Origin of the sequence: Streptomyces sp. 35G-GA-8 (genome assembly GCF_023534745.1) — a bacterium.
In the GTDB taxonomy this organism is placed as follows: domain Bacteria; phylum Actinomycetota; class Actinomycetes; order Streptomycetales; family Streptomycetaceae; genus Streptomyces.
The window spans coordinates 170,025-193,952 of record NZ_JAMHJQ010000003.1; the positions used below are offsets into that span (position 1 = coordinate 170,025).

19 protein-coding genes and 3 riboswitches are annotated in these 23,928 nt (G+C 70.6%); of the genes, 12 read left to right on the forward strand and 7 right to left on the reverse strand.

All coding sequences use genetic code 11. The features are described 5' to 3' along the window. Window positions 1–59: 59 nt before the first annotated feature. A riboswitch (cobalamin riboswitch) is annotated at window positions 60–134 on the reverse strand. Between the two features lie 108 nt (window positions 135–242). Continuing rightward, a riboswitch (cobalamin riboswitch) is annotated at window positions 243–389 on the forward strand. A 113-nt stretch (window positions 390–502) separates the two neighbouring features. Genes M1203_RS07265 through M1203_RS07285 form a run of 5 tightly spaced genes read left to right on the forward strand, consistent with a single transcriptional unit; the run spans window position 503 to window position 7,878 of the window. Further along, window positions 503–3,256: a prenyltransferase/squalene oxidase repeat-containing protein gene (locus M1203_RS07265; RefSeq protein ID WP_249948688.1), complete on the forward strand. Its 2,754-nt coding sequence runs from the start codon at window positions 503–505 to the stop codon at window positions 3,254–3,256. 47 nt (window positions 3,257–3,303) lie between these two features. Next, window positions 3,304–4,197: a hypothetical protein gene (locus M1203_RS07270; RefSeq protein WP_249949067.1), complete on the forward strand. Its 894-nt coding sequence runs from the start codon at window positions 3,304–3,306 to the stop codon at window positions 4,195–4,197. 5 nt (window positions 4,198–4,202) lie between these two features. After that, window positions 4,203–5,387, forward strand: a complete 1,185-nt coding sequence (locus M1203_RS07275; protein WP_249948689.1) for an energy-coupling factor transporter transmembrane protein EcfT — start codon at window positions 4,203–4,205, stop codon at window positions 5,385–5,387. Next, window positions 5,384–7,057: an ABC transporter ATP-binding protein gene (locus tag M1203_RS07280; RefSeq protein ID WP_249948690.1), complete on the forward strand. Its 1,674-nt coding sequence runs from the start codon at window positions 5,384–5,386 to the stop codon at window positions 7,055–7,057. Before M1203_RS07275 ends, M1203_RS07280 begins: the two co-directional genes overlap by 4 nt. Beyond that, window positions 7,054–7,878 carry an ECF transporter S component gene (locus M1203_RS07285; RefSeq protein WP_249948691.1) on the forward strand — a complete coding sequence of 275 codons (825 nt, stop codon included), beginning with the start codon at window positions 7,054–7,056 and terminating at the stop codon, window positions 7,876–7,878. The genes M1203_RS07280 and M1203_RS07285 overlap by 4 nt, the downstream gene beginning before the upstream one ends. A 45-nt stretch (window positions 7,879–7,923) precedes the next feature. On the opposite strand, the gene M1203_RS07290 is transcribed toward M1203_RS07285, so the two are convergent. The 4 genes from M1203_RS07290 to M1203_RS07305 all read right to left on the reverse strand — a co-directional run bounded on the left by M1203_RS07290 (window position 7,924) and on the right by M1203_RS07305 (window position 12,202). Next, the gene (locus M1203_RS07290; protein ID WP_249948692.1) at window positions 7,924–8,703 is read right to left on the reverse strand and encodes an ABC transporter ATP-binding protein; all 780 of its coding nucleotides are present in this window, start codon (window positions 8,701–8,703) and stop codon (window positions 7,924–7,926) included. After that, the gene (locus M1203_RS07295; protein ID WP_249948693.1) at window positions 8,700–9,713 is read right to left on the reverse strand and encodes an iron ABC transporter permease; all 1,014 of its coding nucleotides are present in this window, start codon (window positions 9,711–9,713) and stop codon (window positions 8,700–8,702) included. Before M1203_RS07295 ends, M1203_RS07290 begins: the two co-directional genes overlap by 4 nt. Continuing rightward, window positions 9,710–10,708 carry an ABC transporter substrate-binding protein gene (locus M1203_RS07300; protein WP_249949068.1) on the reverse strand — a complete coding sequence of 333 codons (999 nt, stop codon included), beginning with the start codon at window positions 10,706–10,708 and terminating at the stop codon, window positions 9,710–9,712. Before M1203_RS07300 ends, M1203_RS07295 begins: the two co-directional genes overlap by 4 nt. Before the next feature lie 69 nt (window positions 10,709–10,777). Further along, a riboswitch (cobalamin riboswitch) is annotated at window positions 10,778–10,975 on the reverse strand. An 18-nt stretch (window positions 10,976–10,993) separates the two neighbouring features. After that, window positions 10,994–12,202 (reverse strand): erythromycin esterase family protein, encoded by a 1,209-nt coding sequence (locus M1203_RS07305; protein WP_249948694.1) that lies wholly within the window; start codon window positions 12,200–12,202, stop codon window positions 10,994–10,996. Between the two features lie 69 nt (window positions 12,203–12,271). On the opposite strand from M1203_RS07305, the gene M1203_RS07310 reads away from it, so the two are divergent. From M1203_RS07310 to M1203_RS07335, 6 genes are all read left to right on the forward strand, one after another. Continuing rightward, on the forward strand, window positions 12,272–13,021 hold the full coding sequence (locus tag M1203_RS07310; protein ID WP_249948695.1) for a TioE family transcriptional regulator: 750 nt from the start codon (window positions 12,272–12,274) through the stop codon (window positions 13,019–13,021). A gap of 192 nt (window positions 13,022–13,213) precedes the next feature. After that, window positions 13,214–13,489, forward strand: a complete 276-nt coding sequence (locus M1203_RS07315; protein ID WP_249948696.1) for a DUF6296 family protein — start codon at window positions 13,214–13,216, stop codon at window positions 13,487–13,489. An 83-nt stretch (window positions 13,490–13,572) separates the two neighbouring features. Next, window positions 13,573–13,968: a DUF2267 domain-containing protein gene (locus M1203_RS07320; protein ID WP_249948697.1), complete on the forward strand. Its 396-nt coding sequence runs from the start codon at window positions 13,573–13,575 to the stop codon at window positions 13,966–13,968. 220 nt (window positions 13,969–14,188) lie between these two features. After that, a complete protein-coding gene (locus M1203_RS07325) occupies window positions 14,189–18,250 on the forward strand; it encodes a Pls/PosA family non-ribosomal peptide synthetase (RefSeq protein ID WP_249948698.1) in 4,062 nt (1,353 codons plus the stop codon). Continuing rightward, entirely contained in the window at window positions 18,247–18,915 is a 669-nt protein-coding gene (locus M1203_RS07330; protein WP_249948699.1) for a hypothetical protein, read from the forward strand. Before M1203_RS07325 ends, M1203_RS07330 begins: the two co-directional genes overlap by 4 nt. Window positions 18,916–19,069: 154 nt before the next feature. Next, entirely contained in the window at window positions 19,070–20,122 is a 1,053-nt protein-coding gene (locus M1203_RS07335; RefSeq protein WP_249948700.1) for a chitinase, read from the forward strand. Between the two features lie 48 nt (window positions 20,123–20,170). Here M1203_RS07335 and M1203_RS07340 read toward each other — a convergent pair whose 3' ends face one another. After that, window positions 20,171–20,836: a TetR family transcriptional regulator gene (locus tag M1203_RS07340; RefSeq protein WP_249948701.1), complete on the reverse strand. Its 666-nt coding sequence runs from the start codon at window positions 20,834–20,836 to the stop codon at window positions 20,171–20,173. A 109-nt stretch (window positions 20,837–20,945) separates the two neighbouring features. On the opposite strand from M1203_RS07340, the gene M1203_RS07345 reads away from it, so the two are divergent. After that, entirely contained in the window at window positions 20,946–21,893 is a 948-nt protein-coding gene (locus M1203_RS07345) for an SDR family NAD(P)-dependent oxidoreductase (protein ID WP_249948702.1), read from the forward strand. 74 nt (window positions 21,894–21,967) lie between these two features. Here M1203_RS07345 and M1203_RS07350 read toward each other — a convergent pair whose 3' ends face one another. Next, on the reverse strand, window positions 21,968–22,585 hold the full coding sequence (locus M1203_RS07350) for a DedA family protein (protein ID WP_249948703.1): 618 nt from the start codon (window positions 22,583–22,585) through the stop codon (window positions 21,968–21,970). 243 nt (window positions 22,586–22,828) lie between these two features. Then, window positions 22,829–23,638 (reverse strand): pectate lyase, encoded by an 810-nt coding sequence (locus M1203_RS07355; RefSeq protein WP_249948704.1) that lies wholly within the window; start codon window positions 23,636–23,638, stop codon window positions 22,829–22,831. Between the last annotated feature and the right edge of the window lie 290 nt (window positions 23,639–23,928).

Sequence of the window (23,928 nt, forward strand, 5' to 3'; positions counted from 1 at the left end):
CAGCAGGCAGGGCCGCCGCCCGAACGCGTGGACCGGCTTCCTGTGGTGCACCGCCGCATGGGCATTCGGGCTCGGCACGACCCCCGTCGTGCCATACCGCTGCGCGTCAGCCCCGGATTCTCACCGGGTTCCCCCATGTGGCAGCGCAGGACGCTACCCGAGGGGCGCGGCTCCCGCCAGACACACGGGACCGCCCGCTCCCGCTCATCGGATCTCACACCGGGTCTCTTGTCGGCGCGTCTTGACGTCGTCCGCCTCATCGTGCTCAAATCCGCCTGATATGCACTGAGTTCCAGGGGAAGCCGGTCGAAGTCCGGCGCTGACCCGCAACCGTAGGCCCGGTTCTCGCCGGGCGAGCCGGAATGCCTGGGACACGATCTGCAGCGAGAAGCGCCGTCGCGGACTACGGCGTGGTCGATCAGCCCTGTCACGCGGCCCCGCCGTGCGGTGGAGGCCCCTCAACCACGTTCCTGTTCAGGCGGACACGGAACGAGGGGGCGTGGTGGGGACCGTACGACGAAGAGGCCGGCGGCCTGGTGCCGCCGGTGGCCTGGCGTTGATATCGGCGATATGCCTCACGTTCCTCGCGTGCGTGACGTTCCTCACCGTCAGCGACGCGGCGGCGGATCCTCTCGACAGCTGCACCGCCACCAAGGGCGCCGTCGTCGCCGTCGACTTTGGGCCGTTCGGCGGAAAGGTCGAGCGCGGCTGCGACACCACGCCGACCACCGGTTACGAACTCCTCCATGAGGGCGGCTTCACCACCACGGGTACCCAGCACGACGGGCCGGCCTTCATCTGCCGTATCGGCTTCGGCTCCGGCAGCCAGTACCCGACCGAGGAGACGGAGTCCTGCGTCCGCACCCCGTCCGCCAAGGCCTACTGGTCGTACTGGATCGCCTCGCCCGGTCAGGACAAGTGGACGTACAGCCCGTACGGCGCCATGAGCCGGATACCGAAGGACGGCGACGTGGACGCCTGGGTGTTCGGCAGCACCGATGTCGGTGGCACCACCGGTAAGCCGACCTTCACCCCGGACGAGGTCCGTGCCCGAGGTGGCGGCACGACACCCGGCCCCGGCGGCACACCCACGGTTCCCGCCGGCGAGATCGATGTACCGGCCGCCGCCCAGTGGGTCAGGGACGCCCTGAAGGACGGTGAACGCATCGTCGACGACGGCGCGGACACCCCCAACTACCCGCTGACCACCGAGAGCGCGTACGCACTGGCCGCCGCGGACGGCAAGAGCGCGACCCTCGACAAGGTCACCGCCTTCCTCGCCGCCCATACCGACGACTATGCCTACCCGGCCGGCGCGGACCAGGCTCCGGACGCCGGCGCCGCCGCGCGCCTGGCGCTGCTCGCCGAGATCACCGAGGGCGACCCGCGTGACGTCGGCGGCCATGACCTGATCGGCGATCTGACGGACAACGTCTGCGCCGCCGGTCCGGAGTCCGGTAACGCCACCCCGGGGTGCACCGCCAAGGGCGACTTCCGCAACGCCACCTACGCCGATGGGCAGGCGCTGTCCGTACTGGCGCTGCTGCGGGCCGACGCCGAACCACCGGCCGCGGCCGTCGACCGGCTGACTCAGGTGCAGTGCGACGACGGCGGGATCACCAGCATCCTCATCCGTCCCGGTGAGTACTGCGACGGCGACCCCGCCACCACCGGCCTCGTGACCCTCGCCCTGCGTGCAGCGGGCGGCCACGACGCGGCCGTGGCCAAGGCCAGGACCTACCTGAAGAAGGCACAGCGGGAGGACGGTTCGTTCCCCGGCTACACCGGCGCCACGGTCGGCAGCGTCACGGCCACCGCGTACGCGGCACAGGCGCTGCGTTCCCTCGGCGACACCGCGCAGGCGGACACCGGTGTCGCCTGGCTGTCGCGCCAGCAGTTGGACAACGGCGGCTTCGGCTTCGAGGAGGACGCCACCGACGCCTTCGTCTACCCGACGGCCCCCGCCGTCCTCGCGGGCGCGGACACCGATCTCGTGCGCCTGACGACGAAGAGACCCGACCCGACCGACCCGCCGGCCACGGACCCGCCGGCCACCGGGCCACCCACCCCGCCTCCCGGTGAGGGGCCCGACCTCCGCAAGGGCGTTGCCTACCTCACCCGCTCGGCCAACCTCAAGCAGGGCCAGTACTACGAGGTGGGTCCCGGCTCGAACCGCGCCGACTTCGGTCTGACCATCGACGGCGCCTACGCGCTCGCCGCCACCGGTCTGAACAACGACAAACTGCGCGGGATCGTCGACTTCCTCGACAAGGGCGGCAAGGACGCCGAAGGACGCACCGTCCACGACTGGACCGGTGTGGGCACGAAGTACGCCGCCGGAGGCTCGCTCGGGAAGACCGCGCTGCTGGCCGAGGCCGTCGGCCGTGACCCGCGCGACTTCGGCGGCCACGATGTGATCGCCGCCCTCGGCAAGGCGGTCTGTACGGCGGAGAGCGAGGCACCGGACCGCAGTTGTGCGGCCCCAGGGGCCTATACCCACGCCCCGTCCGTCTTCGCCCAGTCCCTCGCGCTCATGGCCCAGTTGCGCGCCGACGAGACGGCGGCGGCTCAGAAACCGATCGGGTATCTGGCGAGCCTGCAGCACGACAGTGGCGCGTGGCCCAGCCTGATCCCCTCCACCGACGACTCCGATGTCGACTCCACCGCGATCGCGGCCATGGCCCTGGATCTGGTCGGGGACGAGAAGGCCGACGAGGCCGTCGGCAAGGCACTGCACTGGATCGCGAACGAGCAGCTTCCGGACGGCGGCTTCCCCGGAGCGGCGGGCAACTCCGTGAATTCGGCGGCGCTGGCGATCCAGGGCCTCTCACTCGACGCGCGGACGTATGGCTCCGAGATCGCGAAGGCACGGAAGTTCCTGGCCTCCCAGCAGAACGGCGACGGCGGCTTCAACATCGCCAAGGAAGGCCAGCGCGGTTCCGACCTGCGCGCGTCCACCCAGGCGGTCGGCGGATCCACCGGCATCTCGTTCGGTGTCCTGGCCCGCAGCCTCGATGGCACCACGCCCCGGCCCACGCCCAGCCCGACATCCTCCACCCCCGCCATCGTCACCCCCGGGGACACGGCGGGCGGCCCGGACGGCGACGTCGACACCGCGGGCTCCGGCGGCGGAGCGCTCGCCTCCACCGGCGCACAGGTCGGCCTCCTCGCGGCGGGCGCGGCCGTACTGATCGGTGCCGGCTGGCGCACGGTCGTCGTCACCCGTCGCCGTACGGCCACCGGGGAGCAGCGGTGACTTCTTCGCTCCGGCGGCGAGCCGTACACGCCCTGGCCGCACTCGGCATGGCCGTCGCGGCCCTGACCACGGCCCCCACCACCGCCGCGGCCGACCCGCAGCCCATGGGCCGGTGCACCACCGCCTCGGGGGCCGTCCTCGCCGTCGACTTCAGCCACTGGGGCGGCCCCATCTACCGTTCCTGCGGTACGACACCCACCACTGGGTACGAACTGCTCAACCAGGGCGGCTGGCGCACCACCGGCACCGGACACGACGGCCCGGCCTTCATCTGCCGTATCGGATACAGCGGTTACCAGAAGGGCAAGCAGTACCCGACGCCGCAGCAGGACGACTGCGTTCTGACCCCACCGGCCTCCGCCTACTGGTCGTACTGGCACGCCGACCCGGGCGCCAACACATGGCAGTACAGCCAGCTCGGTGCCATGCTCTACAAGCCGAAGCCGGGCAGCGTCGACCTGTGGATCTTCGGCGGCACCAATATCGAGGGCACCGAAGGCCGCCCCCAGGTCACCCCCGACCAACTGCGCGCCCACAACACCAAGCCCACCGGGGACATCGCCAGTCCCCCGGCGACCGATCGCGCGCCCGCGCTGCCGCCCGGCACGGACACCGGACCGGCCCCCGAGCGGCGGAAGCCGGAGCCGTCCACGCCTTCGTCCCCTTCGGCGAAGCCGCCGACGAGCCCGTCGCCCACGCCGTCGGCCAAGCCGTCCCCCTCCGTGTCCTCCACCAGCCCGACGGCCGATGCCACCGCGACCCGGGAAGCGGAAGCGGCGGCGGCGCCCAGCACCGGCGCCAAGGTCGTCGACGCCGATCCGGCGGCCGACGCGCGGCATGACGCGGGATCGCTGACGCCCGTCGTGGCGGGCGGCGCACTCGTGGTTCTCATCGGCGGGGCCGCCGTGTTCGCGGCCAGACGCCGGCGCCGCACGGGGTAGCGGCGGTGTTGCGCGCCACCCACACGGCGAAGCCGCCCGTATCCGGTCATGGTCCGGATACGGGCGGACGCAGGCTGCCCAGAATCCTGCATCCGGTCGCCTGGTGGATCTGGGCCCTCGCCCTGGCCACCGCCGTCAGCCGCACCAACAACCCGCTGCTGCTCCTCCTCGTACTCGCGGTCCTCGGCTATGTCGTCACCGCCCGTCGCACCGAAGCCCCCTGGGCTCGCGGCTTCAAGTACTACCTCTACCTCGCCCTCACCGTCGTCGCGATCCGTGTCGTGTTCCGGGCCGTCTTCGCCACCGGCATCACCCCGCACGACCACTTCCTGTTCTCGCTTCCGCGCATCCCCACCCCCGACTGGTACGCCGGCATCCAGCTCGGCGGACCCGTCTCCCTGGAGGCGCTGCTCTCGGCCGCCACCGACGGGCTGCGGCTGGCGTGCATGCTGTGCTGCATCGGTGCCGCCAATACGCTCGCGAACCCCAAACGAGCCCTGCGCGTCCTGCCCGGAGCGCTCCACGAACTCGGCGTCGCGGTCACCGTCGCCATCAGCGTCGCGCCCCAACTCGTCCAGAGTGTGCAGCGTGTGGCCCGTGCGCGCAGGCTGCGTGCCGGACGCGGCAAAGGGGTCAAGGCGCTGCGCGGCATCGTCGTCCCCGTACTGGAGGACGCGCTCGAACGCTCACTGCGACTGGCGGCCGGGATGGACTCCCGCGGCTACGGGCGGGCGGGCACCGCCACTCGACGCTCCCGACGATTGACCGGGGCGCTGATGCTGCTCGGCATGTGCGGCCTGTGCGCCGGGGCGTACGGACTCCTCGACGCCACCGCGCCGGCCTTCCTCGGCCTGCCCGCCATGGGGATCGGCGCACTGCTGTGCGTCGCGGGCCTGCGCCTGGGCGGACGGCGGGTCGCCCGCACCACCTACCGGCCCGACCCCTGGCGTCTGCCCGAGTGGGCCGTCGCCGGCGCCGGAGTGCTCTCGGCGGTCTTGCTGTTCAGCAATGTCGGCTACGACGCCGCCGAGCTCAACCCGTCGATCTACCCGCTCAGTTGGCCGACCCTGCCCATGGTGCCGACCTTCGCGATCCTCCTCGCCGGAACCGCCGGCTTCCTCGCACCGCCACCGACCCCGCCCCGTCCGGTCATCCCCGCCCAGCGCACCCAGAAAGCCGGCATCACGTGATCACTTTCGACCAGGTCACGGTTGAGTACGACGACATGGCCGAACCCGCCCTGCGCGAGGTGAATCTGACCATCGAGGAAGGTGAACTCTGTCTGGTCGTCGGACACACCGGCGTCGGCAAGTCCACTCTGCTCGGCACCGTCAACGGCCTCGTGCCGCACTTCACCGGAGGCACCCTCCACGGTCGGGTCACCGTCGACGGACGGGACACCGCGGACCATCCGCCCCGTGAGCTCGCGGATGTGGTCGGCGTGGTCGGACAGGACCCCCTCGACGGATTCGTCACCGACACCGTGGAGGAGGAACTCGCCTACGCGATGGAGCAGTTGGCCATCCCTGCGGGTGTCATGCGGAAGCGGGTCGAGGAGACCCTCGACCTGCTGGGCCTGGCCGACCTGCGCCATCGCGCGCTGCACGAGCTGTCCGGCGGGCAGCAGCAGCGCGTCGCCATCGGGTCCGTCCTCACCGCCCACCCGCGCGTCCTCGTTCTCGATGAACCCACCTCGGCGCTCGACCCCAGCGCGGCCGAGGAGGTCCTCGCGGCTGTCACCAGGCTCGTTCACGACCTCGGGGTCACGGTGCTGATGGCCGAGCACCGTCTGGAGCGGGTCGTTCAGTACGCCGATCGCGTCGTCCACCTTCCGGGCGACGGCCGCGTGGTCGACGGGACACCGGCCGACATATTCCGTACGTCGTCGATCGCGCCACCGATCGTGGACCTGGGCCGCGCGGCCGGATGGTCCCCTCTTCCCCTCTCCGTCCGTGACGCCCGCCGCGCCGCGGGGACCCTGCGCGCCCGTCTCGCCGGACACCCGCCCGCCCCCGCCCGCCCGCGCACCTCCCACGAACAGGAAGCCCTGCTGAGGGCGCGGGACGTCACCGTCAGTTACCACGGAGTCCCCGCCGTACGCGAGATCGATGTCGAACTGCGCGGAGGCGAGATCACCGCGCTGATGGGACGCAACGGATCGGGAAAATCCTCACTGCTGTGGACCCTTCAGGGATCGGGACCACGCACCTCGGGCACGGTACGGGTTACCTCCGGGCCGCGGGGGCGGGCATCGGGCGACCCCCACACGATGTCGTCGGCCGAGGCGCGTCGTTCCGTCGGACTCGTCCCGCAGACACCCGCCGACCTCCTCTATCTGGAGAGCGTCGACCAGGAACTCGCCCAGGCCGACAGGGAGTCGGCCGTCGCAGGACCGAAGAACGGCGAGGCGCGGTCGATCCTCGACCGGATCGCTCCCGGCATCGGCGACGCCACTCATCCCCGCGATCTGTCCGAGGGCCAGAAACTGGCTCTGGTCCTGGCGATCCAACTGTCCGCCGCCCCACGGGTGCTGCTCCTCGACGAGCCGACCCGCGGTCTCGACTACCGGGCCAAGACGGAACTCATCCGGATCGTGGACGCGCTCGCCGCCGAGGGACGAGCCGTCGTCATCGCCACACACGACGTCGAGTTCGTCGCCAGGGCCGCCGACCGGGTCGTCGTCATGGCCGAGGGTGACATCGTCTCGGACGGACCGACGGCCGATGTCATCGTCGCCTCACCCGTCTTCGCCCCGCAGACGGCCAAGATTCTGGCCCCCTTGCCGTACCTCACCGTCGACCAGGTCACGGCTTCGATCGCCGCGACCACCACGCTCACCGAAGGAGAGGCCGGCGCGTGACAGCCCGTACCGCGGCGGCCATCCGCCTGACTCCGCGCGCCGGCGTGGTCATCGCCCTGGCCGCGTTCCTCGGAGTGGTCGCCTTCTTCTGGCCGTTCGTCGTCGCCCCGGGGAAATTCGGCTCGGACTACGCACCGCTGGTCATCTTCGGTGTACTGCTCGTCCTCGTCCTGTGCGTGGTGCTCTCCGAGCTGGCGGAGGGAGGCATCGACTCCAAGGCACTCGCCATGCTGGGCGTCCTGTCCGCCGTCAACGCGGCCCTGCGCCCCCTCGGGGCCGGTACCGCGGGCATCGAAACCGTCTTCTTCGTCCTGGTCCTGGCCGGCCGCGTCTACGGACCCGGCTTCGGCTTCACCCTCGGCTGCACCTCCCTCTTCACCTCCGCCCTCATCACCGGCGGCGTCGGACCGTGGATGCCCTACCAGATGTTCGGCTGCGCCTTCGTCGGCATGCTCGCCGGGTTCCTCCCCCGCGCCTCCGGCCGATGGGAAGTCCTGCTGCTCGCCGGGTACGGCTCCCTCTCCGGCTACCTCTTCGGCTTCCTGCTCAACCTCTCCTTCTGGCCCTTCTCCCTCGATCCGAACAGCTCCATCGCCTACCTCCCCGGCCTGCCCTTCACCGAACAGTGGCAGCGCTACCTCGCCTTCGACCTCGCCACCTCACTGGGCTGGGACACCGGCCGTGCCGTCACCAACTTCGTCTGCATCACACTGGCGGGCCCCGCCGTACTCACCACACTGCGCCGGGCCGCCCGCCGTGCCCGCTTCCGGGCCCCCGTCCGGTTCCGGCTGCCAGGTGCGGCACCGGCCGACAAGGGCTGAACGCGCGGAGAGCGGTCCCGCGAGCCCCCGGGCAGCGGGCGCCGGTCAGCGGTGGCGGCTCACGCTGCCGAGTACGCGAATGTGCGGGCGGCCGTCCTCGCCCGGCTCGGTGACCGCCACCTTGACGCCGTAGACCTCGGCGATCCGGTCCTCCGTCAGGACCTGTCGGGGTGTGCCCGCGGCGACGACCCGCCCGCGTCGGAGCAGCACGATCCGGTCGCAGAACATCGCCGCGAGGTTGAGATCGTGCAGGGCCACCACACTGGTGACGCCGAGTTCGGCGACCAGGGTCAGCAGATCGAGCTGGTGCTGGATGTCCAGATGGTTGGTCGGCTCGTCGAGCAGCAGTTCGCGCGGCTCCTGCGCGAGAGCGCGGGCGATCTGCACGCGCTGACGTTCGCCGCCGGACAGCGTGGACCATGGCTGGGACGCGCGGTCGCCGAGCCCGGTGCGCTCCAGCGCGGCCGTCACGGCCCGCTCGTCGGCCGAGGTCGGGGGATACCAAGGGCGCCGGTGGGGGACACGTCCGAGGCGTACGACGTCGACGACGCTCAGCTCGACCAGTGTGTCGGCCTGTTGCTCGACGACGGCGACGCGCCGTGCGATGTCCCTGCGGCGCAGTCCGTCCAGGGGACTGCCGTCGAGTGTGACGACGCCGCCGCTCGGGGTGAGAACGCCGGCGAGCAGACGCAGCAGAGTGGACTTTCCGGACCCGTTCGGTCCGAGCAGACCGGTCATGGCCCCTGGCAGGGGCGCGAGACTGACGCCGTCGAGGATCGGCCGGCCGTCCGCGGTACGGGAGACGTGGTCCGCGCTGAGAGTCATCGATGAGTCCTCCGTGTCCTGTGGAGCGCGAGGACGAAGACGGGCACGCCGATCAGTGAGGTCATCACGCCCACCGGAATCTCCTGGGGCTCCAGGGCGGTGCGCGCGAGCGTGTCGATCCAGACCAGGAACACGGCCCCGCCGAGCGCGGTGACCGGCAGCAGACGGCGGTGGCCGGGGCCGACCAGGGCGCGGGCCATGTGCGGCAGCACCAGACCGACGAAGCCGATGGCGCCGGCCGAACTCACCAGCGCGGCCGTGAGCAGGGCGGTGGCGCAGAGCAGGATCAGCCGGGTACGGGACACATCGACGCCGAGCGTGGCCGCGGCGTCCTGTCCGAACGCGAAGGCGTCGAGGGTTCCGGCGTACCCCAGGCAGATCGTCAGGGCCAGGGCGAGCACGGCCAGGCACAGCCACACGTCGGCCCAGCCCGCGCCGCTGAGCGAACCGAGCAGCCAGAACAGTACCCCTCGGGTCGTCTCGGCGTCGGCGGAGGTGACCACGACGAACGAGGTGAGCGCGGAGAACAGCTGCATCGCCGCGACCCCGGACAACACCACCCGGTCCGTACTGTCACCGAGCGTCCGGCTCAGCAGGAGCATCAGGGCGAAGGAACAGACGGCGCCGACGAACGCGCCGGCCGAGAGCGACAGGGCGCCACCGCCCACGCCGAGTACGACCACGACGACCGCTCCGGTCGACGCCCCGGAGGAGACGCCGAGAACGAATGGGTCGGCGAGCGGATTGCGCAGCAGGGACTGCATCACCGCACCGCACAGAGCCAGCCCCGCCCCGCACACCGCCGCCAGCAGCGTGCGCGGCAGCCTGAGGTTCCACACGATCCCGTCCCGGATCGGCGTCAGCCCGGAGACATCGCCCGCCAGATGTGAGGCGAGGGCGGACCAGACCTCGTCGACGCCGATGTCCGCCGGGCCGATGGTGACGGCCACGGCGACGGAGACGACAAGTGCGGCCAGACCGACCGCCGTTCGCAACAGCGTCGCGGTCACTTCGCCAGACCGAACTCGCGCAGTCCGGCCGCGACCCGCTCAACTCCCTCGACGGTGCGGATCGTCGGGTTCATGGCCTGCCCGCTGAGGAGGACGTACCGTTTGTTCCGTACCGCGTCCATGGCCTTCGTGACCGGATTGGACTCCAGGAACTCGATCTTCTTCGCGGCACTCTCGGCGGTCTCCGACTTACGGGTCAGATCACCGATCACCAGGACGTCGGGGTCGCGGTCGGCCACGGTCTCCCAGCTGATCTGGGGCCACTCCTCGGTGGTGTCGTCGAAGACGTTCCTCGCCCCGAGTTCCTTGGTGATGATGCCCGGGGCTCCGCAGCACCCCGCCATGTACGGGGACTCGGCGTTGGCGAACCAGTACAGCAGCGTGACGTCCGGCACATCGAGGTCCTTGGTGGCACGCTCCACACGGGACTTGAGCTCCGCGACGAGCTTGTCTCCTCGTTTCTCGACACCGAAGACATCGGCCAGGTCACGTACTTCGCCGTACACCGTCTCCATCGTCAGCCGTCCGGTTCGACTGCCGTCGCCATCACCGCTGTTGTCCTTGCCCTCGCAGTCGGACGGGGAGAGATAGGTGGGCACGCCCAGCTTCTCGAACCGCTCACGCGTGGCCACTCCTCCCTTGCCCAGCGTGGAGGCGAAGGAGGCCGCGACGAAATCGGGTTCGGTACCGAGGACCCGTTCGAAGGACGGATAGTTCTCCGCCAGCCGTTCCACCACTCGGTCGGACTTCTCCAGCCCCTTCATCACGGGATCGGTCCAGGTGGCGGTGCCCACCATCCGGTCGGCGAGGCCGAGGGAGAACATGATCTCGGTCGTGCCCTGGTTCAGCGACACGGCCCGCTCAGGCGCCGCACCACCCAGGTCCACGGTGCGCCCGCAGTTCTCCAGCGGCCGGGAAGTGTCGGACGCCCGCGGAGTGGAGGCATCGGAGGAGCTCCCACAACCGGACAGCAGGAGGACCCCCGAAAGGAGCATGGCGAAGCAGGGTGCGGGGCGCGCGAAGGTCACAGTGATTCCTCAACGTCGAGGACCCGTTCGCGGGGCCCGTTCGTACGGTCCGCCAGCAGGTCTTCGGACTCGGGATCACTCGAACGGGGCGCCTTCCCGGACCGTGGTAGGCCCAGTGACTTCAATGCCCCGTCCGTCACCCTCACCGCTGCGCGTCAGTTCCGGATTCGCACCGGATTCCCCAACCCCCGCTCATACACGTACGAGAGTTCGACTGGCCCCGGCAAGCTATCACGACCCATCCGGGACCGGTCACGCCGAGCTTTCCGGGACGTCCTTGACGAACACCATCCCGTCGTATCCGGTCAAGTGGGCCTGGTCGAGCGGGGCGTAGCCGAACCAGGGGGACACGCGGGGCGCGAGCCGCGTGGTGCCGAGGGCGGTGGCCAGCCGGGGAGCGTCGATGACACAGCGGTCCGCCGGGAGCGCGTACAGCAGCCCTTCGAGGGTGTCCGGCGGCGGGGTGTCCACGCCCCGGTGGCGGATCGTGCCGAGGGCCGTGGCCAGGAAGCCGTACTCCTCGCCCAGCAGGGAGCTCATGATCGCGCCGGCGCTCCACCACTCCAGCGGCAGATCACCCATCCGCATCGTGCTCTTGTCCCGCTGGAGATGGCCGTTGTGGGCGTGGATCAGTACCGGGCCGCGTTCGGCGAGGGCGAGGAGGTTGTCGGCCATCATCTGGCCCCGCAGACCCACCAGCCGCGTCATACGGCTCGGTGAGGTGTCGGCCATCCAGTGGTGGTAGCGCAGCAGGCCGATGGCGGTGCGCCCGTACAGGCACGCCCGGTCCCAGTCCTCCCGTGAGGTCGCCGTGATCAGGTGCGGCGTCCACGCGGTGAGCAGCGCCACCAGATCGTCGGCGAGCAGCCGCAGTTCCTTGGCCTCGGCCGACTGTCCCACGGACGTGGACGGGTCCATCATCACGGCGGGATCGGTCCACCGGTCGTCGGCGCCGAGCAGGCGGGCGAGGGTGTCCGCGGAGCAGGGGAGCAGGCCGGGGTCCACCCGGGCCGCGAGGTAGCCGTGGAGTGCGGTGAGGGCCTCTCGGGGGCTCGCGGCGCCGGTGATCTCCAGCGGGCCGTCGAAACCGGCGAAGCGGAGCCGTTCGGACGCGGGCCGGCCGTCGTTGTAGGCGCGCATCCAGCGCACGAGCTCGCGGTTGGCCGCGGACGCGCCGAACCCGTGGCTGAATCCGTGCTCCATGACGTCGTCGAGGGTGCCCGTGCCCGAGGCGAGGTAGTCGTCCACGACCAGTCCCCTCAGGCAGTCGCTCTCGATCGTGATCGTCCGATAGCCCTCCTCCGCGATGAGCTGCCGGAAGAGCTCGTTGCGCACTTCGAGCAGCGTGTCCTCGCCGTGGGTGGGCTCGCCCAGGGCGAGCAGCCGCGGCCGGGCGGGAAGCAGCTTCATGACGGCGGCGGCCTCGACGGTATGGGCGGTGTGCTTGATGTCCATTGCCATGCCTTAAACGGTATCGTTGAACCTTCGGTGGAGACTTGGCCTGCGGTTGGCCGGGAAAGCGTGGGGTTCGTGGCACGAAACCTTCAAAACACGGGGCAGCTCAGGCCGATTGACCTGGCGCGCGGCCACGGTCTGTCCACGCAGGCCATCAGGAACTACGAGGAGGCCGGCATCCTTCCGGCCGCCGCGCGCACCCCCGCCGGTTACCGCATGTATGCGCCGCTGCACGCGCGGGCCCTGGGCGCGTTCCTCGCCCTGGTGCCCGGCCACGGCCACCCGACGGCGACATCGATCATGCGGGCCGTGAACGAGGGCGCGGTCGACGAGGCGTTCCGCCTCATCGACGAGAGCCATGCCCAGCTGCTCGACGACCGGCGGACGCTCCAGGCCGTGGAGAGCGCCCTGCGCGGCCTGACGCCCACCGCGCCCACCGCGCCCACCGCGGCGACCGCGGCGTCCGAACCGTCCGGGTCCGGCGGTACGTTCATCGGGCCGCTGGCAGAAGAGCTCGGGATCCGGCCCGCGACGCTGCGTAAATGGGAGCGCGCCGGGCTGGTGCGCCCGCGCCGCGACCCGGTGACCGGATACCGCGTCTACGACGAGGCCGATGTACGGGACGCCCGGCTGGCCCACCAGCTCAGACGGGGCGGCTACGTGCTGGAGCGGATCGCCCCCCTGATCACCCAGGTGAGGGCGGCCGGCGGGCTGGAGCCGCTGGAGGCCGCGCTGGGGGACTGGCGTGCCCGGCTGTCCGCCCGCGCGCGGGCGATGCTGACCGGGGCCGCCGAGCTGGAGGCGTATCTCCGCGAGCGCGGATGACGAGCCGCCGCGGCCGGGCCACCGGTACGTCCGACGCCGAGCGCGGCCGGGATGCGGCCGTGGGGTCCGTTTGGTTTGATCGGTGGTGGGGCCCGCCGGTGGTGGGGCCCGCACGCCGTGACGACGGGCTCCCGATGCCACGAGGCACCGCTCACCGCTCTCCGTGACAGGTGAGCTGTTCCAGGAGGCCGCATGGGAATGTCGGATACGTACACGCTGGTCTTCGCGTACCCGGACGCGCCCGCGAGTGATCCGGGTGACGAGGACGTCGTGGTGGTGCACCGTACGGACCGGCTGGGGCCGGGCGGGCACGCGCTGTACGCGGACGAGACCGGCATCGTGCTGGCGGAGATCAGCGACCAGGACGAGGTACGGATGGTCGCCAGTGGCGGACACCAGGACCTCAAGGCGTCGGTCCGGGCGCGCCCGGCCGAGGACCACGGGGCGGGCCGCGCGCGCCCGGCCTGAGCCCCGGTCTTCCGATCATGGTCCTGGTCTTCCCGTCGCGGTCTTCCCGTCGCGGTAAGTGCTGAGGAGGAGGTGCGGCCGCCATGGTGATGCGGTGGGACGCGTTCCTGGCCGCGGTCCAGGAGCGTGGTGAGTACTCCGCGCCGCAGGAAGCCGAACGGGCGGTCCGTGTCGTGCTGGCCCTGCTCGGCGCCCACGTGGTGGGAACCGAGAGGGCCGAGCTGGCCGCCCGGCTGCCGGAGTCCTGCGCCCTGGTGCTCCTCGATCCGCTTCCGGCGGCCGAACCGCTCACCCCGGAGCGGTTCGTGCGGGCCACCGCCGCCTGGATCGACGGAGCGACCGACGAGACCGCGAAGTGGGACGTCGGGGCCGTCCTGAGCGTCGTGGCCGACGCCGCCGGCGAGGAACTGACGCGCCGGATCCTCCTCCAGCTCCCACCGGGGTACGACCTCCTCTTCGGCCGGCCGCAGCCGACCTGAACGCACCGACCCCGGGGATCCGCCGGCTCGGGATGCCGAAACGCGCGGATGACGTTTCACTGGTGAAGCAGCTTGACCGACAGCTGTATCGAACGATTCGCCGGGCAGGGACGGACCGTGTCCCCCTGTCCGGGCTGGTGGCTCTCCCGTCGTATGACAACCCGGGATTCGGACCTCACCCCCGCAGTCCCGCCGTGCGCCGCGATGAAGGACAGACGTCATGAGATTGCTCGATTCCGCGCGTGGGACGCCGTCGGGAGGGGCGGCCCGGCGCCTGCACTCCGTATTCGAGACCGCCTGCGATCGAACCCCGTCGGCCACCGCACTTGAGTGCGAGCGTCACGCGCTGACCTACGCCGAACTCGACGCGCGCGCCAACCAGCTCGCGCACTTCCTCCGCGCACTCGGGACAGGTCCGGGGGCCCGGGTCGCGATCCTGATACCCCGTTCGGTGGAGGCGTACGTGTCCTTGCTCGGGGTGGGGAAGGCCGGTGCGGTGTTCGTGCCGGTCGATCCGGCGTCCCCCGCGGATCGGATCGCCTTCATCGCCGAGGACGCCGCTGTGGATCTGGTCCTGACCACGTCCGCTCTCGCGCCGGCCGTGGCCGGCCTGGCGTGCCGGGTGGTCGAGCTGGACTCGTACGGCCATGAACTCGCGGGCGTGCCCACCACCCGGCCCCTCCCGGTCGACGTCGACCCCGGGGACGGCCGCCCCACCGCGTACATCATGTACACCTCCGGGTCGAGCGGCAGGCCCAAGGGGGTGAAGGTCGCCCAGTCGAGCATCTGCAACTTCCTCGATGTCGTGCCCAAGGTCTATGACGTACGGCCGGACGACCGGGTGTACCAGGGCATGACGATCTCCTTCGACTTCTCCATCGAGGAGATCTGGCCGACCTGGTCCGTCGGCGCCACGCTCGTCGCCGGTCCGGACGGCGCCGGTCATCTCGGCCCGGAACTGGGCGAGTTCCTCCACGGCCGGCGGATCACGATGCTCTACTGCGTGCCGACGCTGCTGGAGACCATCCCGCCGGAGCTGCCGTATCTCCGCAGCGTCATCGTCGGCGGCGAGGCCTGCCCCGGTCAGCTCGTCGAACGCTGGAGCAGCCCGGGGCGGCGCATGCTCAACACCTACGGCCCGACCGAGGCCACCGTCACCGCGACCTGGGCGGAACTGACGCCGGGCAGGGCGGTGACGATCGGACGGCCGCTGCCGACCTATTCGGTGGTGCTGCTCGACGAGGAGCTTCGGCCGGTGGCCGACGGCGAGACCGGTGAGATCTGTATCGGGGGCCCCGGCGTCGCCGACGGCTACGTCGGGCGGCCGGAGCTGACCGCCGCCCGGTTCATCGAACACCCACTGGCCCCCCGGGGAGGCAGGCTCTACCGCACCGGGGACCTCGGCCGGATGACCCAGGACGGGGAGGTCGAGTTCCTGGGCCGGGCCGACGACGAGGTGAAGATCCGGGGATACCGGGTGGATCTCGGCGAGATCGACAATGTCCTGCTGGAGGATCCCGGCGTGGCCGAGGCGGTCACCGCCCTGACGGCCCCTGCGGACCGTGCCGGTGGCGGGGGAGCCGGCGAACTGTGCGCCTACGTGGTCCGCGCGCCCGGCAGCGCGGAAGAGGAGGACGACCTGATCACCCGGGTGCACGAGACTCTGCGGCGCAGACTTCCCGCGTACATGGTGCCGTCCTTCCTGGACATCCTCCCCGGTCTGCCCGCCATGGCCAGCGGCAAGGTGGACCGTAAGCGGCTGCCCGCCCCGACCGGCCGGCGGCTGGTGGGCGGTGGCCGACTGGTGGCCGCCGAAGGCGAGTTGGAGACACGCGTACGGGACGCCTGGGCGGAGGTGCTCGGGATCGAGCCCGGCATGCTGTCGGCCGAGGCGGACTTCTTCACCGACCTCGGCGGCCACTCGCTCCTGGCGGCCCGGGTCGTATCGGTCCTGCGCGGCCGGGAGATCGGCGCGAACACCGCGCTGCGCGACCTCTACGCGTATCCGACCGTGCGCGGGCTCGCGGCCCGGCTGAGTGCCACGCAGAACACCGGCCGGCGGTCCGCGCCGCGCCGCCCCGCACCGATCCGTCACACCAGCGTCCGTATCGCGGGCGCGGGGGCGGCCCAGACGGCTGTGATCTATCTGCTGCTGCTCGTGCTCAGCCTGCCGGTGGCGTATGTGTACAGCGGGCACGGCGGTCAGATCTCGGTCCTGACGTCGGCGCAGACCACGATCGGCGTGTATCTCAGCTATCTGGTCGTGCGCTGGCTCATACCGGTCGCGCTGGTGCGCCCCCTGTCGGCGGGTATCCGGCCGGGCCGCTACCCGCTGTGGGGCTCGGTCTATCTACGGCTCTGGACGGTGGATCTGCTGCTGCGGATCGGCCCGCTGCCGGTGCTGAGCGGTTCGCCCCTGATGGCCGCCTATCTGCGGCTGCTGGGCGCCCGGATCGGACCGCGTACCACCATCGCCACCAGCACGATCACCCTGCCCGCGATGCTGCGGATCGGCGGCGACACCTCGATCGGCTACGGCGTGTCCCTCACCCCGTGGCGGGTGGCGGACGGCTGGGTGACCGTCGCCCCGATCGAGATAGGGCCGCACGCCTTCGTGGGAGCCAACGCGGTCCTCGAACCCGGCGCACGCATGGGAGCGGGGGCCGGACTCGGCGAACAGTCCGTCATCGGCCAGGACGAGGCGATTCCCGCCGGAGAGCGCATGGCCGGCTCACCGCCGCGCCCGGTGGACTCGCTCGCCCCCGGCGTCGAGGCCATGATGCGGGCCCACCGCCGTACCGACTCATGGCGCCCGCGCCATCTCGCCGCCGCGCTCCTCGCCCTGACGCTGCTGGAGATCGCCGCGGTGGCGATGACGCTCCCCGGCGTCGTGCTGTTCTGGTGGGCGACGCTGACCTGGGGCATCGCCGCCGGCATTGTCGCCACGGCGCTGTCAGGTCCGGTGTTCGTCGTCACGGTCTGCTCCGTGGTCGCCGCCGGCAAGCGGCTGATCCTGCCGAGTGTGCCGGTCGGCATCCATCCGGTGCGTTCCTCGCTCGGCGTCCGCAAGTGGGCGTCGGACAAGCTGCTGGAGATCAGCCTCACCTTCACCAACTCGCTGTACGCCACCCTCTACACCGTGCCCTGGCTCAGGCTGCTCGGCGCGCGGATCGGCCGGGGCGCCGAGGTCTCGACCGTCTCGCACATCGACCCGGACCTGCTCACCCTCCACGACGGCAGCTTCGTCGCGGACCTGGCCAATGTCGGTGGTGCCACCTTCGCGGCCGGCCAGGTCGCGTTCGGCCCCACCGAGGTCGGGGAGCGGGCGTTCATCGGCAACTCCGCGCTCCTGCTCGCCGGAACGCGCACCGGACCGGGGTCCCTGGTCGGCGTGGGGACGGTCCCGCCGCAGGGTGATGTGGCCGAGGGCACCACCTGGCTGGGCTCGCCCGCGATACGGCTGCCGGTGCGCCAGAGCAGCGGATCGTTCCCCGAGGAACTGACCTTCCGGCCGACCCGCAAGGCCGTACGCCAACGCCTGGGCATCGAATTCCTCCGCATCACGATGCCCACATCGGTGCTGGGCCTGAGCGCGTACTTGTATCTGCTCGCGCTGTCCTGGCTGACCCGCCGTCCCGGCCTGCTGGTGCCGGTGCTCCTGGCGCCGGTCCTCATGATGATCGCGAGCCTCGTGGTGATCTCGTACTGCGCGGCGGTCAAGCGGGTGGTGATCGGGGTCTACCGGCCCCGGGTCGAACCGCTGTGGAGTCTGTTCGTACGCCGCACCGAATTCGTCACCGGCCTCTTCGAGGCGGCGGCGGTACCGGCGGGGGTGGGCTTTCTGACCGGAACGCCGTATCTGCCGGTGATCCTGCGCCGGTTCGGGGCGCGCGTCGGCAGAGGAACCTGGATCGGCACCACCTTCCTCACGGAGTTCGACCTCGTCGACATCGGGGACAACGCCGCGATCGGTCTCCGCGTCTCGCTGCAAACACACCTCTTCGAAGACCGCGTCATGAAGATGTCGCTGGTCACGGTCGAGGACGGGGCGAGCGTCGGCACCCGGGCGGTCGTGCTCTACGACTCTGTCGTCGGCGAGGACGTCCAACTCGGCGCGCTCTCGCTGCTGATGAAGGGCGAGCACCTCACCCCGGGCACGAGCTGGCGCGGCATCCCCGCCGAAGGCGTCGTCGAGCGCGCCGTCCTGGCCCCCGAGGCACCGGCTCCGGACGACCGGGTTTTCGGCATCCCCGCCTTCGACGCCCGGACGAGAGGCTCATGACATCCACCGGAGCGGACCTGGCCCTCGTCTACCGGGGGCCCGCCGCCAGACCCGGCTGTCCGGAAGCCGTGGCGGCGCTGCTCGCCGACGGACCCTGGGGCCTGGACGTCCGCTACACCGGACCGGGGGAGGAACTGCCCCTGTCGGGTGGGTCGTTGGCCCGAGCGCGGGTGTACGCGCAGCCGGGCGGCGGAACGCTGTCGGACGGGTACCGGCACCTGGAGCGAGAGCGTGACACCGTCCGTGCGTACGTCCGGGGCGGGGGGTGCTATCTGGGCTTCTGCCTCGGCGGCTATCTGGCCGGTGCCACCCCGGGGTTCGGCCTGCTGCCCGGCGACACCGACCAGTACATCTCCTCGCCGGGCGCAACAGTGCACGGCGAGGACGACACACTGGTCGAGGTGCGCTGGCGCGGCCGGCCACGCACCGTCTTCTTCCAGGACGGTCCCCTCTTCCTCCTGGACGACGGCGCGGACGCCACGGTGCTGGCCACCTACCCCAATGGCGCTGTCGCCGCGCTCGTCACACCGTTCGGCGCGGGCCGCGTCGGGGTCGTAGGGCCGCACCCCGAGGCCACCACGGACTGGTACACCGATGTCCGCCTCCCGGTGCACCACACGCGCGACCTGGCGCTCGATCTCGTGACCGAGGCGATGGCGAGATAACGGCGCGGCCTCGGCACCGGCACCGCTCCCTTTGGTCCAGACCTATTGACGGCAGGTCTGGACCACTCTACGTTTCCCCCAACTACCCACCGTACGTTCCCAGTCCGCCGCGCCGGCACGGTCGCGGGCGGGCATGGTCGGAAGGGAGCACAGCATGATCCGCCGAATATCGCGCGTGCTGGGGGTCGGCCTCGCCATGGCCTTCGTCATGCAGACACTGGTCGCCGCGGCGGCGCCCGGCGCGGCGCCCGCCGCCGACACCTGCGCGGTCAAGTCGAAGCCCACCGGCAAGGTGCTCCAGGGGTACTGGGAGAACTGGGACGGCGCGGCGAACGGTGTACACCCCCCGCTCGGCTGGATTCCGATCACGGACTCCCGTATCCGCGACCACGGTTACAACGTGATCAACGCGGCGTTCCCGGTCATCCGCTCGGACGGCACCGTCCTGTGGGAGGACGGGATGGACGCGACGGTGAAGGTCGCGACCCCGGCCGAGATGTGCCAGGCCAAGGCATCCGGCCTCACGACCCTGATGTCCATCGGCGGCGCGACGGCCGGTATCGACCTCAGCTCCAGCGCCGTCGCCGACCGGTTCGTCGCGACGGTGGTACCGATCCTGAAGAAGTACAACTTCGACGGCATCGACATCGACATCGAGACCGGGCTCGTGGGCAGCGGCAACATCAACACACTGTCGGCCTCGCAGGCCAATCTCATCCGCATCATCGACGGCGTACTCGCCCAGATGCCCTCGAACTTCGGCCTGACCATGGCGCCCGAGACGGCCTATGTCACCGGGGGCAGCGTGGCGTACGGCTCGATCTGGGGCGCCTATCTGCCCATTGTGAAGAAGTACGCCGACAACGGCCGGCTCTGGTGGCTCAACATGCAGTACTACAACGGCAGCATGTACGGCTGCTCCGGCGACTCGTACTCCGCCGGTACGGTCCAGGGGTTCACCGCGCAGACGGACTGCCTCAACAGGGGACTGGTCGTCCAGGGAACCACGATCAGGGTCCCCTATGACAAGCAGGTGCCCGGACTGCCGGCCCAGCCGGGCGCCGGGGGCGGCTATATGGCGCCGAACCTGGTGTCGCAGGCCTGGAACACCTACGGCGGCGCGCTGAAGGGCCTGATGACCTGGTCGATCAACTGGGACGGGTCGAAGGGCTGGACCTTCGGGGACAATGTCCGACGGCTTTGGTAGCACGGCGTCCCCGGCAGCGTGGATCACGCACCGGCCGTGCGACGCGGGTCAGTCGCGGGGCAGCGTGCCCAGGAGGGTCGCGGTCAGGGCCAGCTTCAAGGCGTCCTTCAGCTCCAATTGGAAGCGGGCCAGGTCGGGCTCGGCTTCGTAGGCCGCCCGCAGGCTGGGTGGGGGAGTGCTGTACGCCGACAGCGCGCCGGCCATGACCATGGTTTGCAGGCTGAACAGTGTCGCGTTCTCGCCCAGCTCCGGCAGGTGCTTCCGGATCAGGGCGGTCATGGTTGCCAGGCGGTCCAGGAAGGCGCGCTTGTAGCGTGCTACGACCTCGACGGAGACGTTGTGTTCCAGGACGCCGCCCTGCGCGCCGAAGAGGTCGCACAGCGCCACTCGGCCGGAGAGTGAACGGCTGAGGATCTCGGCCACCGCTGCCGCCCGCTCGGCCATGGGCAGATTCTCGTCAATGTCGGCGGCCAGCTCGCCTGCCAGTGCCGTCAGCCACTCGTGCAGGTAGCGGTCCAGCAGTTCCAGCAGCACCGCCTCGCGGGACTCGAAGTAGCGCAGCACGTTCGGCTTCGCCAACCCCACCCGACGGCTGAGCTCGTTCAGGGTGACCGAGGCCACCGGCATCTCGTCGAGCATCGCCGACGCCATGTCGAGGATCGCCCGTCGGCGGATCTCCCGCTGCTCTTCGGTTCGCGCCCGCTGGAATGTCACGATCGCCAGCCTAACTTAGGTACCGGCGGTACGTTGACAACGTACCGAGAGTACTTTAACGTCGTGGGCACAAGATACCTTCGGTACGTTAATTGGCTGGGAGTCTGACATGGGTGAGAAGTGGACGACGGCGAACATTCCGGACCAGCACGGCCGGGTGGCCGTGGTGACCGGGGCCAACACCGGACTCGGGTACGAGACCGCCAAGACGCTCGCCGAGCGCGGGGCGTCCGTGGTGCTCGCCGTGCGCAATGTCGAGAAGGGCGAGCAGGCCGCGGCCCGTATGACCGGCGACGTGACCGTACAGGCGCTGGACCTGACCTCGCTCGACTCCGTCCGGACCGCGGCGGCGGCGCTGCGGTCCCGGCTCGACCGGATCGATCTGCTGATCAACAACGCCGGCGTGATGTACACCCCGAAGCAGACCACCCGGGACGGCTTCGAGATGCAGTTCGGCACCAACCACCTCGGCCACTTCGCCTTCACCGGGCTGCTGCTGGACCTGATGCTGCCGGTGCCCGGCTCGCGCGTGGTGACGGTCAGCAGCACCGGTCACCGCATCCGGGCCGCGATCCACTTCGACGACCTGCAGTGGGAGCGGTCGTACGGCCGGGTCGCCGCCTACGGTCAGTCCAAGCTGGCCAACCTGATGTTCACGTACGAGTTGCAGCGCCGGCTCGCCACGCACGGCACCACCGTCGCGGTGGCCGCGCACCCGGGCATATCCAGCACCGAACTCGCCCGCAACACCCCCGCGGCCCTCCGGCTTCCGCTCACCTGGCTCGCGCCGCTGATCACCCAGACGCCGGCGATGGGCGCGCTGCCGACCCTGCGCGCCGCCACCGACCCCGCCGCGCTCGGCGGCCAGTACTACGGCCCCGGGGGACGCAACGAGATCATGGGCCACCCCCGGCTGGTCACCTCCAGCCAGGCGTCGTACGAGGTGGCCGTCCAGCAGCGGCTGTGGGCCGTCTCCGAAGACCTCACCGGTGTGAAGTTCCCCGTCGTTCAGTCCAAGCGGTACTCGCTTCCCTCCGGATCGGCCGTCACGATGTAGCCCACGCGGGCAGGGGGCGCAGGCCCGTCGATGGGCGTGGCGGCCGAGTGTGATGCGGTCAGTCTGTGATGCGGTCAGTCGCGCGGTGGGCGGTTGCGGCGGTGGCGCCGGAACGCCCAGGCGCCCAGCGCGAGCACCACCACGCCCGCGATCACCGCCCCGGTGATCCGTCCCAGTTGTGACTCGATCCGGATGAACGCGGCCCCGGCGAAGTAGCCGACGGCCGTACAGCTCACACCCCAGCACAGCCCGCCCAGCGCGTTGAAGAGCAGGAACCGTCGGTACGGCATGTCCGAGAGTCCCGCGAGCGCCGGCATCAGCGCGCGGAGGAACGCGATGAAGCGGGCGAAGAACACCGCGGAGGCGCCCCGTACCCGGATCATCTCCCGAGCCCGCTCGACCTGGTGGCGGCGCTTGCGCAGGCTCCGGGTCGCCAGGATCCGGTCGCCGAAGTGGCGGCTCACCGCGTATCCGGTGCTGTCGCCCAGGATCGCGGCGACCACCACGACCACCGTCAGCCACCACACCGACACCTCGCCCTGGGCGGCCAGCAGTCCGCCCAGTACCGCGGCGGTCTCACCGGGCAGTACGAAGCCGAAGAACAGGGCGTCCTCGCAGAAGACGATCACGCCGACCACGGCGTAGACCACAGGGCCGGAGAGACCGCCGAGCCAGTTGGTGATCGTATTCATCCGGCGCGCTCCTCCCTTCCGCTGACGCCGATGTCGATGCCCGTGCCCGTGCCCATGCCCATACCGGTCCTACCGGTCTCCTAGGCGATGATGACAGTGTGTACACGGTCACAGGCGCCCATCCTCGTCAGCACCCGGCTGACACAGGTCTCAATGGATGATTCCGAGGCCCCCCATGCATGGGGGGCGCCGCTCGGGCCGCGCGCCGCGGCCCTACACGACGCTTCCCCCATACACGGTCGCTCACCTGTAGGTGAGATCGGAGGCGCTGTACTTGCAGTACGTGCCGTCCGCGTCGGAGCCGTTCTTCGTCGGCTCGGCGCCGGTGTTGTTCCCGATGTACTTCTGGCACGGCACGATCTTCTTGCCGCTGTCCCCGACGATGGTGATACCCCGCAGGGTCAGCGAGTCACCGTAGTTGGTGTTGATGCCACCGATCACACTGCCGGGAGCGGTGATCTCCGTGTTGGTCACATTGATCGTGCGCTTGTACTGACTTGAGCAGTTGCCGCACGAGCGGACGAAGGTCTTGAAGTCCTGACCGGCGAAGTTGGAGATGTTCAGGGTGCCGCCGCCGTTGAACTGGAAGATCTTGTCCGCGGCCTTGCGGGCGCCACCGCCGTTGACGGTGAACGTCTTGCCGGTGCCGCGGAAGGTGGCCGCGTCCTCGCCGACATCCTCCCACCACACGTTCTGCAGTGTGCAGCTGCCGGAGCAGTGGATGCCGTCGGCGGCGGGGGCGCCGATGATGACATTCTTCAGCGTCGCGCCGTCGGCGAGCTGGAAGATCGGGTCCTGGTCCTCGTTCTGACCACCGCTGCCCAGGTCACCGGTGCCGTAGTAGCGCTTCATACCGCCGTCCACGGAACCGCTGACGGGCTTGGTGGCGCCGACCGCCTCGCTGCCGTTGGGCGACGGCCAGGTGGCGGCCGAGGCGGTGGGCAGTGTGAGTCCTGAGGTGAGTGTGGTGAGGACGAGCGCGGCGGCGCCGAGGCCGCCGGCGATCACCCGCCGCTTCCCGGTGCCGGGACGGGTGCCGTGTTGTCGCGTCATGCTGGGGCGCTCCTTTTGTCGTGTGAAGTGTGGTGATGAGGCGAGGACCGCGCCGGACACCGCGAGCACGCCCAGCGGCATCCCCCGGCGGACGAGGCACCGGGGTGGTCGTGATGGTCGTGGCGGGGATCCCGAACGTGCTGCGTACGTGCCGGCTCCTGACCGCACGAGTCCTCCGGAGGGGTGGGGGGTGTCTGTCCCTGTGTCCCCTGGTCGCCGCCCGCAGGGAAAAGGTTGCCGTCCCCGGCGCCCCTCACCGTCCCCCTGCCGTCCCCCGGCTTCGGCATCCT

What these genes read in the sequence shown, in the direction of transcription:
- M1203_RS07330 (WP_249948699.1), top strand. Translation starts at nt 18,247, where the DNA reads ATGACATCCACCGGAGCGGACCTGGCCCTCGTCTACCGGGGGCCCGCC.
- M1203_RS07350 (WP_249948703.1), bottom strand. Translation starts at nt 22,585, where the DNA reads ATGAATACGATCACCAACTGGCTCGGCGGTCTCTCCGGCCCTGTGGTC.
- M1203_RS07355 (WP_249948704.1), bottom strand. Translation starts at nt 23,638, where the DNA reads ATGACGCGACAACACGGCACCCGTCCCGGCACCGGGAAGCGGCGGGTG.
- M1203_RS07335 (WP_249948700.1), top strand. Translation starts at nt 19,070, where the DNA reads ATGATCCGCCGAATATCGCGCGTGCTGGGGGTCGGCCTCGCCATGGCC.
- M1203_RS07300 (WP_249949068.1), bottom strand. Translation starts at nt 10,708, where the DNA reads ATGCTCCTTTCGGGGGTCCTCCTGCTGTCCGGTTGTGGGAGCTCCTCC.
- M1203_RS07305 (WP_249948694.1), bottom strand. Translation starts at nt 12,202, where the DNA reads ATGGCAATGGACATCAAGCACACCGCCCATACCGTCGAGGCCGCCGCC.
- M1203_RS07315 (WP_249948696.1), top strand. Translation starts at nt 13,214, where the DNA reads ATGGGAATGTCGGATACGTACACGCTGGTCTTCGCGTACCCGGACGCG.
- M1203_RS07320 (WP_249948697.1), top strand. Translation starts at nt 13,573, where the DNA reads ATGGTGATGCGGTGGGACGCGTTCCTGGCCGCGGTCCAGGAGCGTGGT.
- M1203_RS07345 (WP_249948702.1), top strand. Translation starts at nt 20,946, where the DNA reads ATGGGTGAGAAGTGGACGACGGCGAACATTCCGGACCAGCACGGCCGG.
- M1203_RS07325 (WP_249948698.1), top strand. Translation starts at nt 14,189, where the DNA reads ATGAGATTGCTCGATTCCGCGCGTGGGACGCCGTCGGGAGGGGCGGCC.
- M1203_RS07270 (WP_249949067.1), top strand. Translation starts at nt 3,304, where the DNA reads ATGGCCGTCGCGGCCCTGACCACGGCCCCCACCACCGCCGCGGCCGAC.
- M1203_RS07290 (WP_249948692.1), bottom strand. Translation starts at nt 8,703, where the DNA reads ATGACTCTCAGCGCGGACCACGTCTCCCGTACCGCGGACGGCCGGCCG.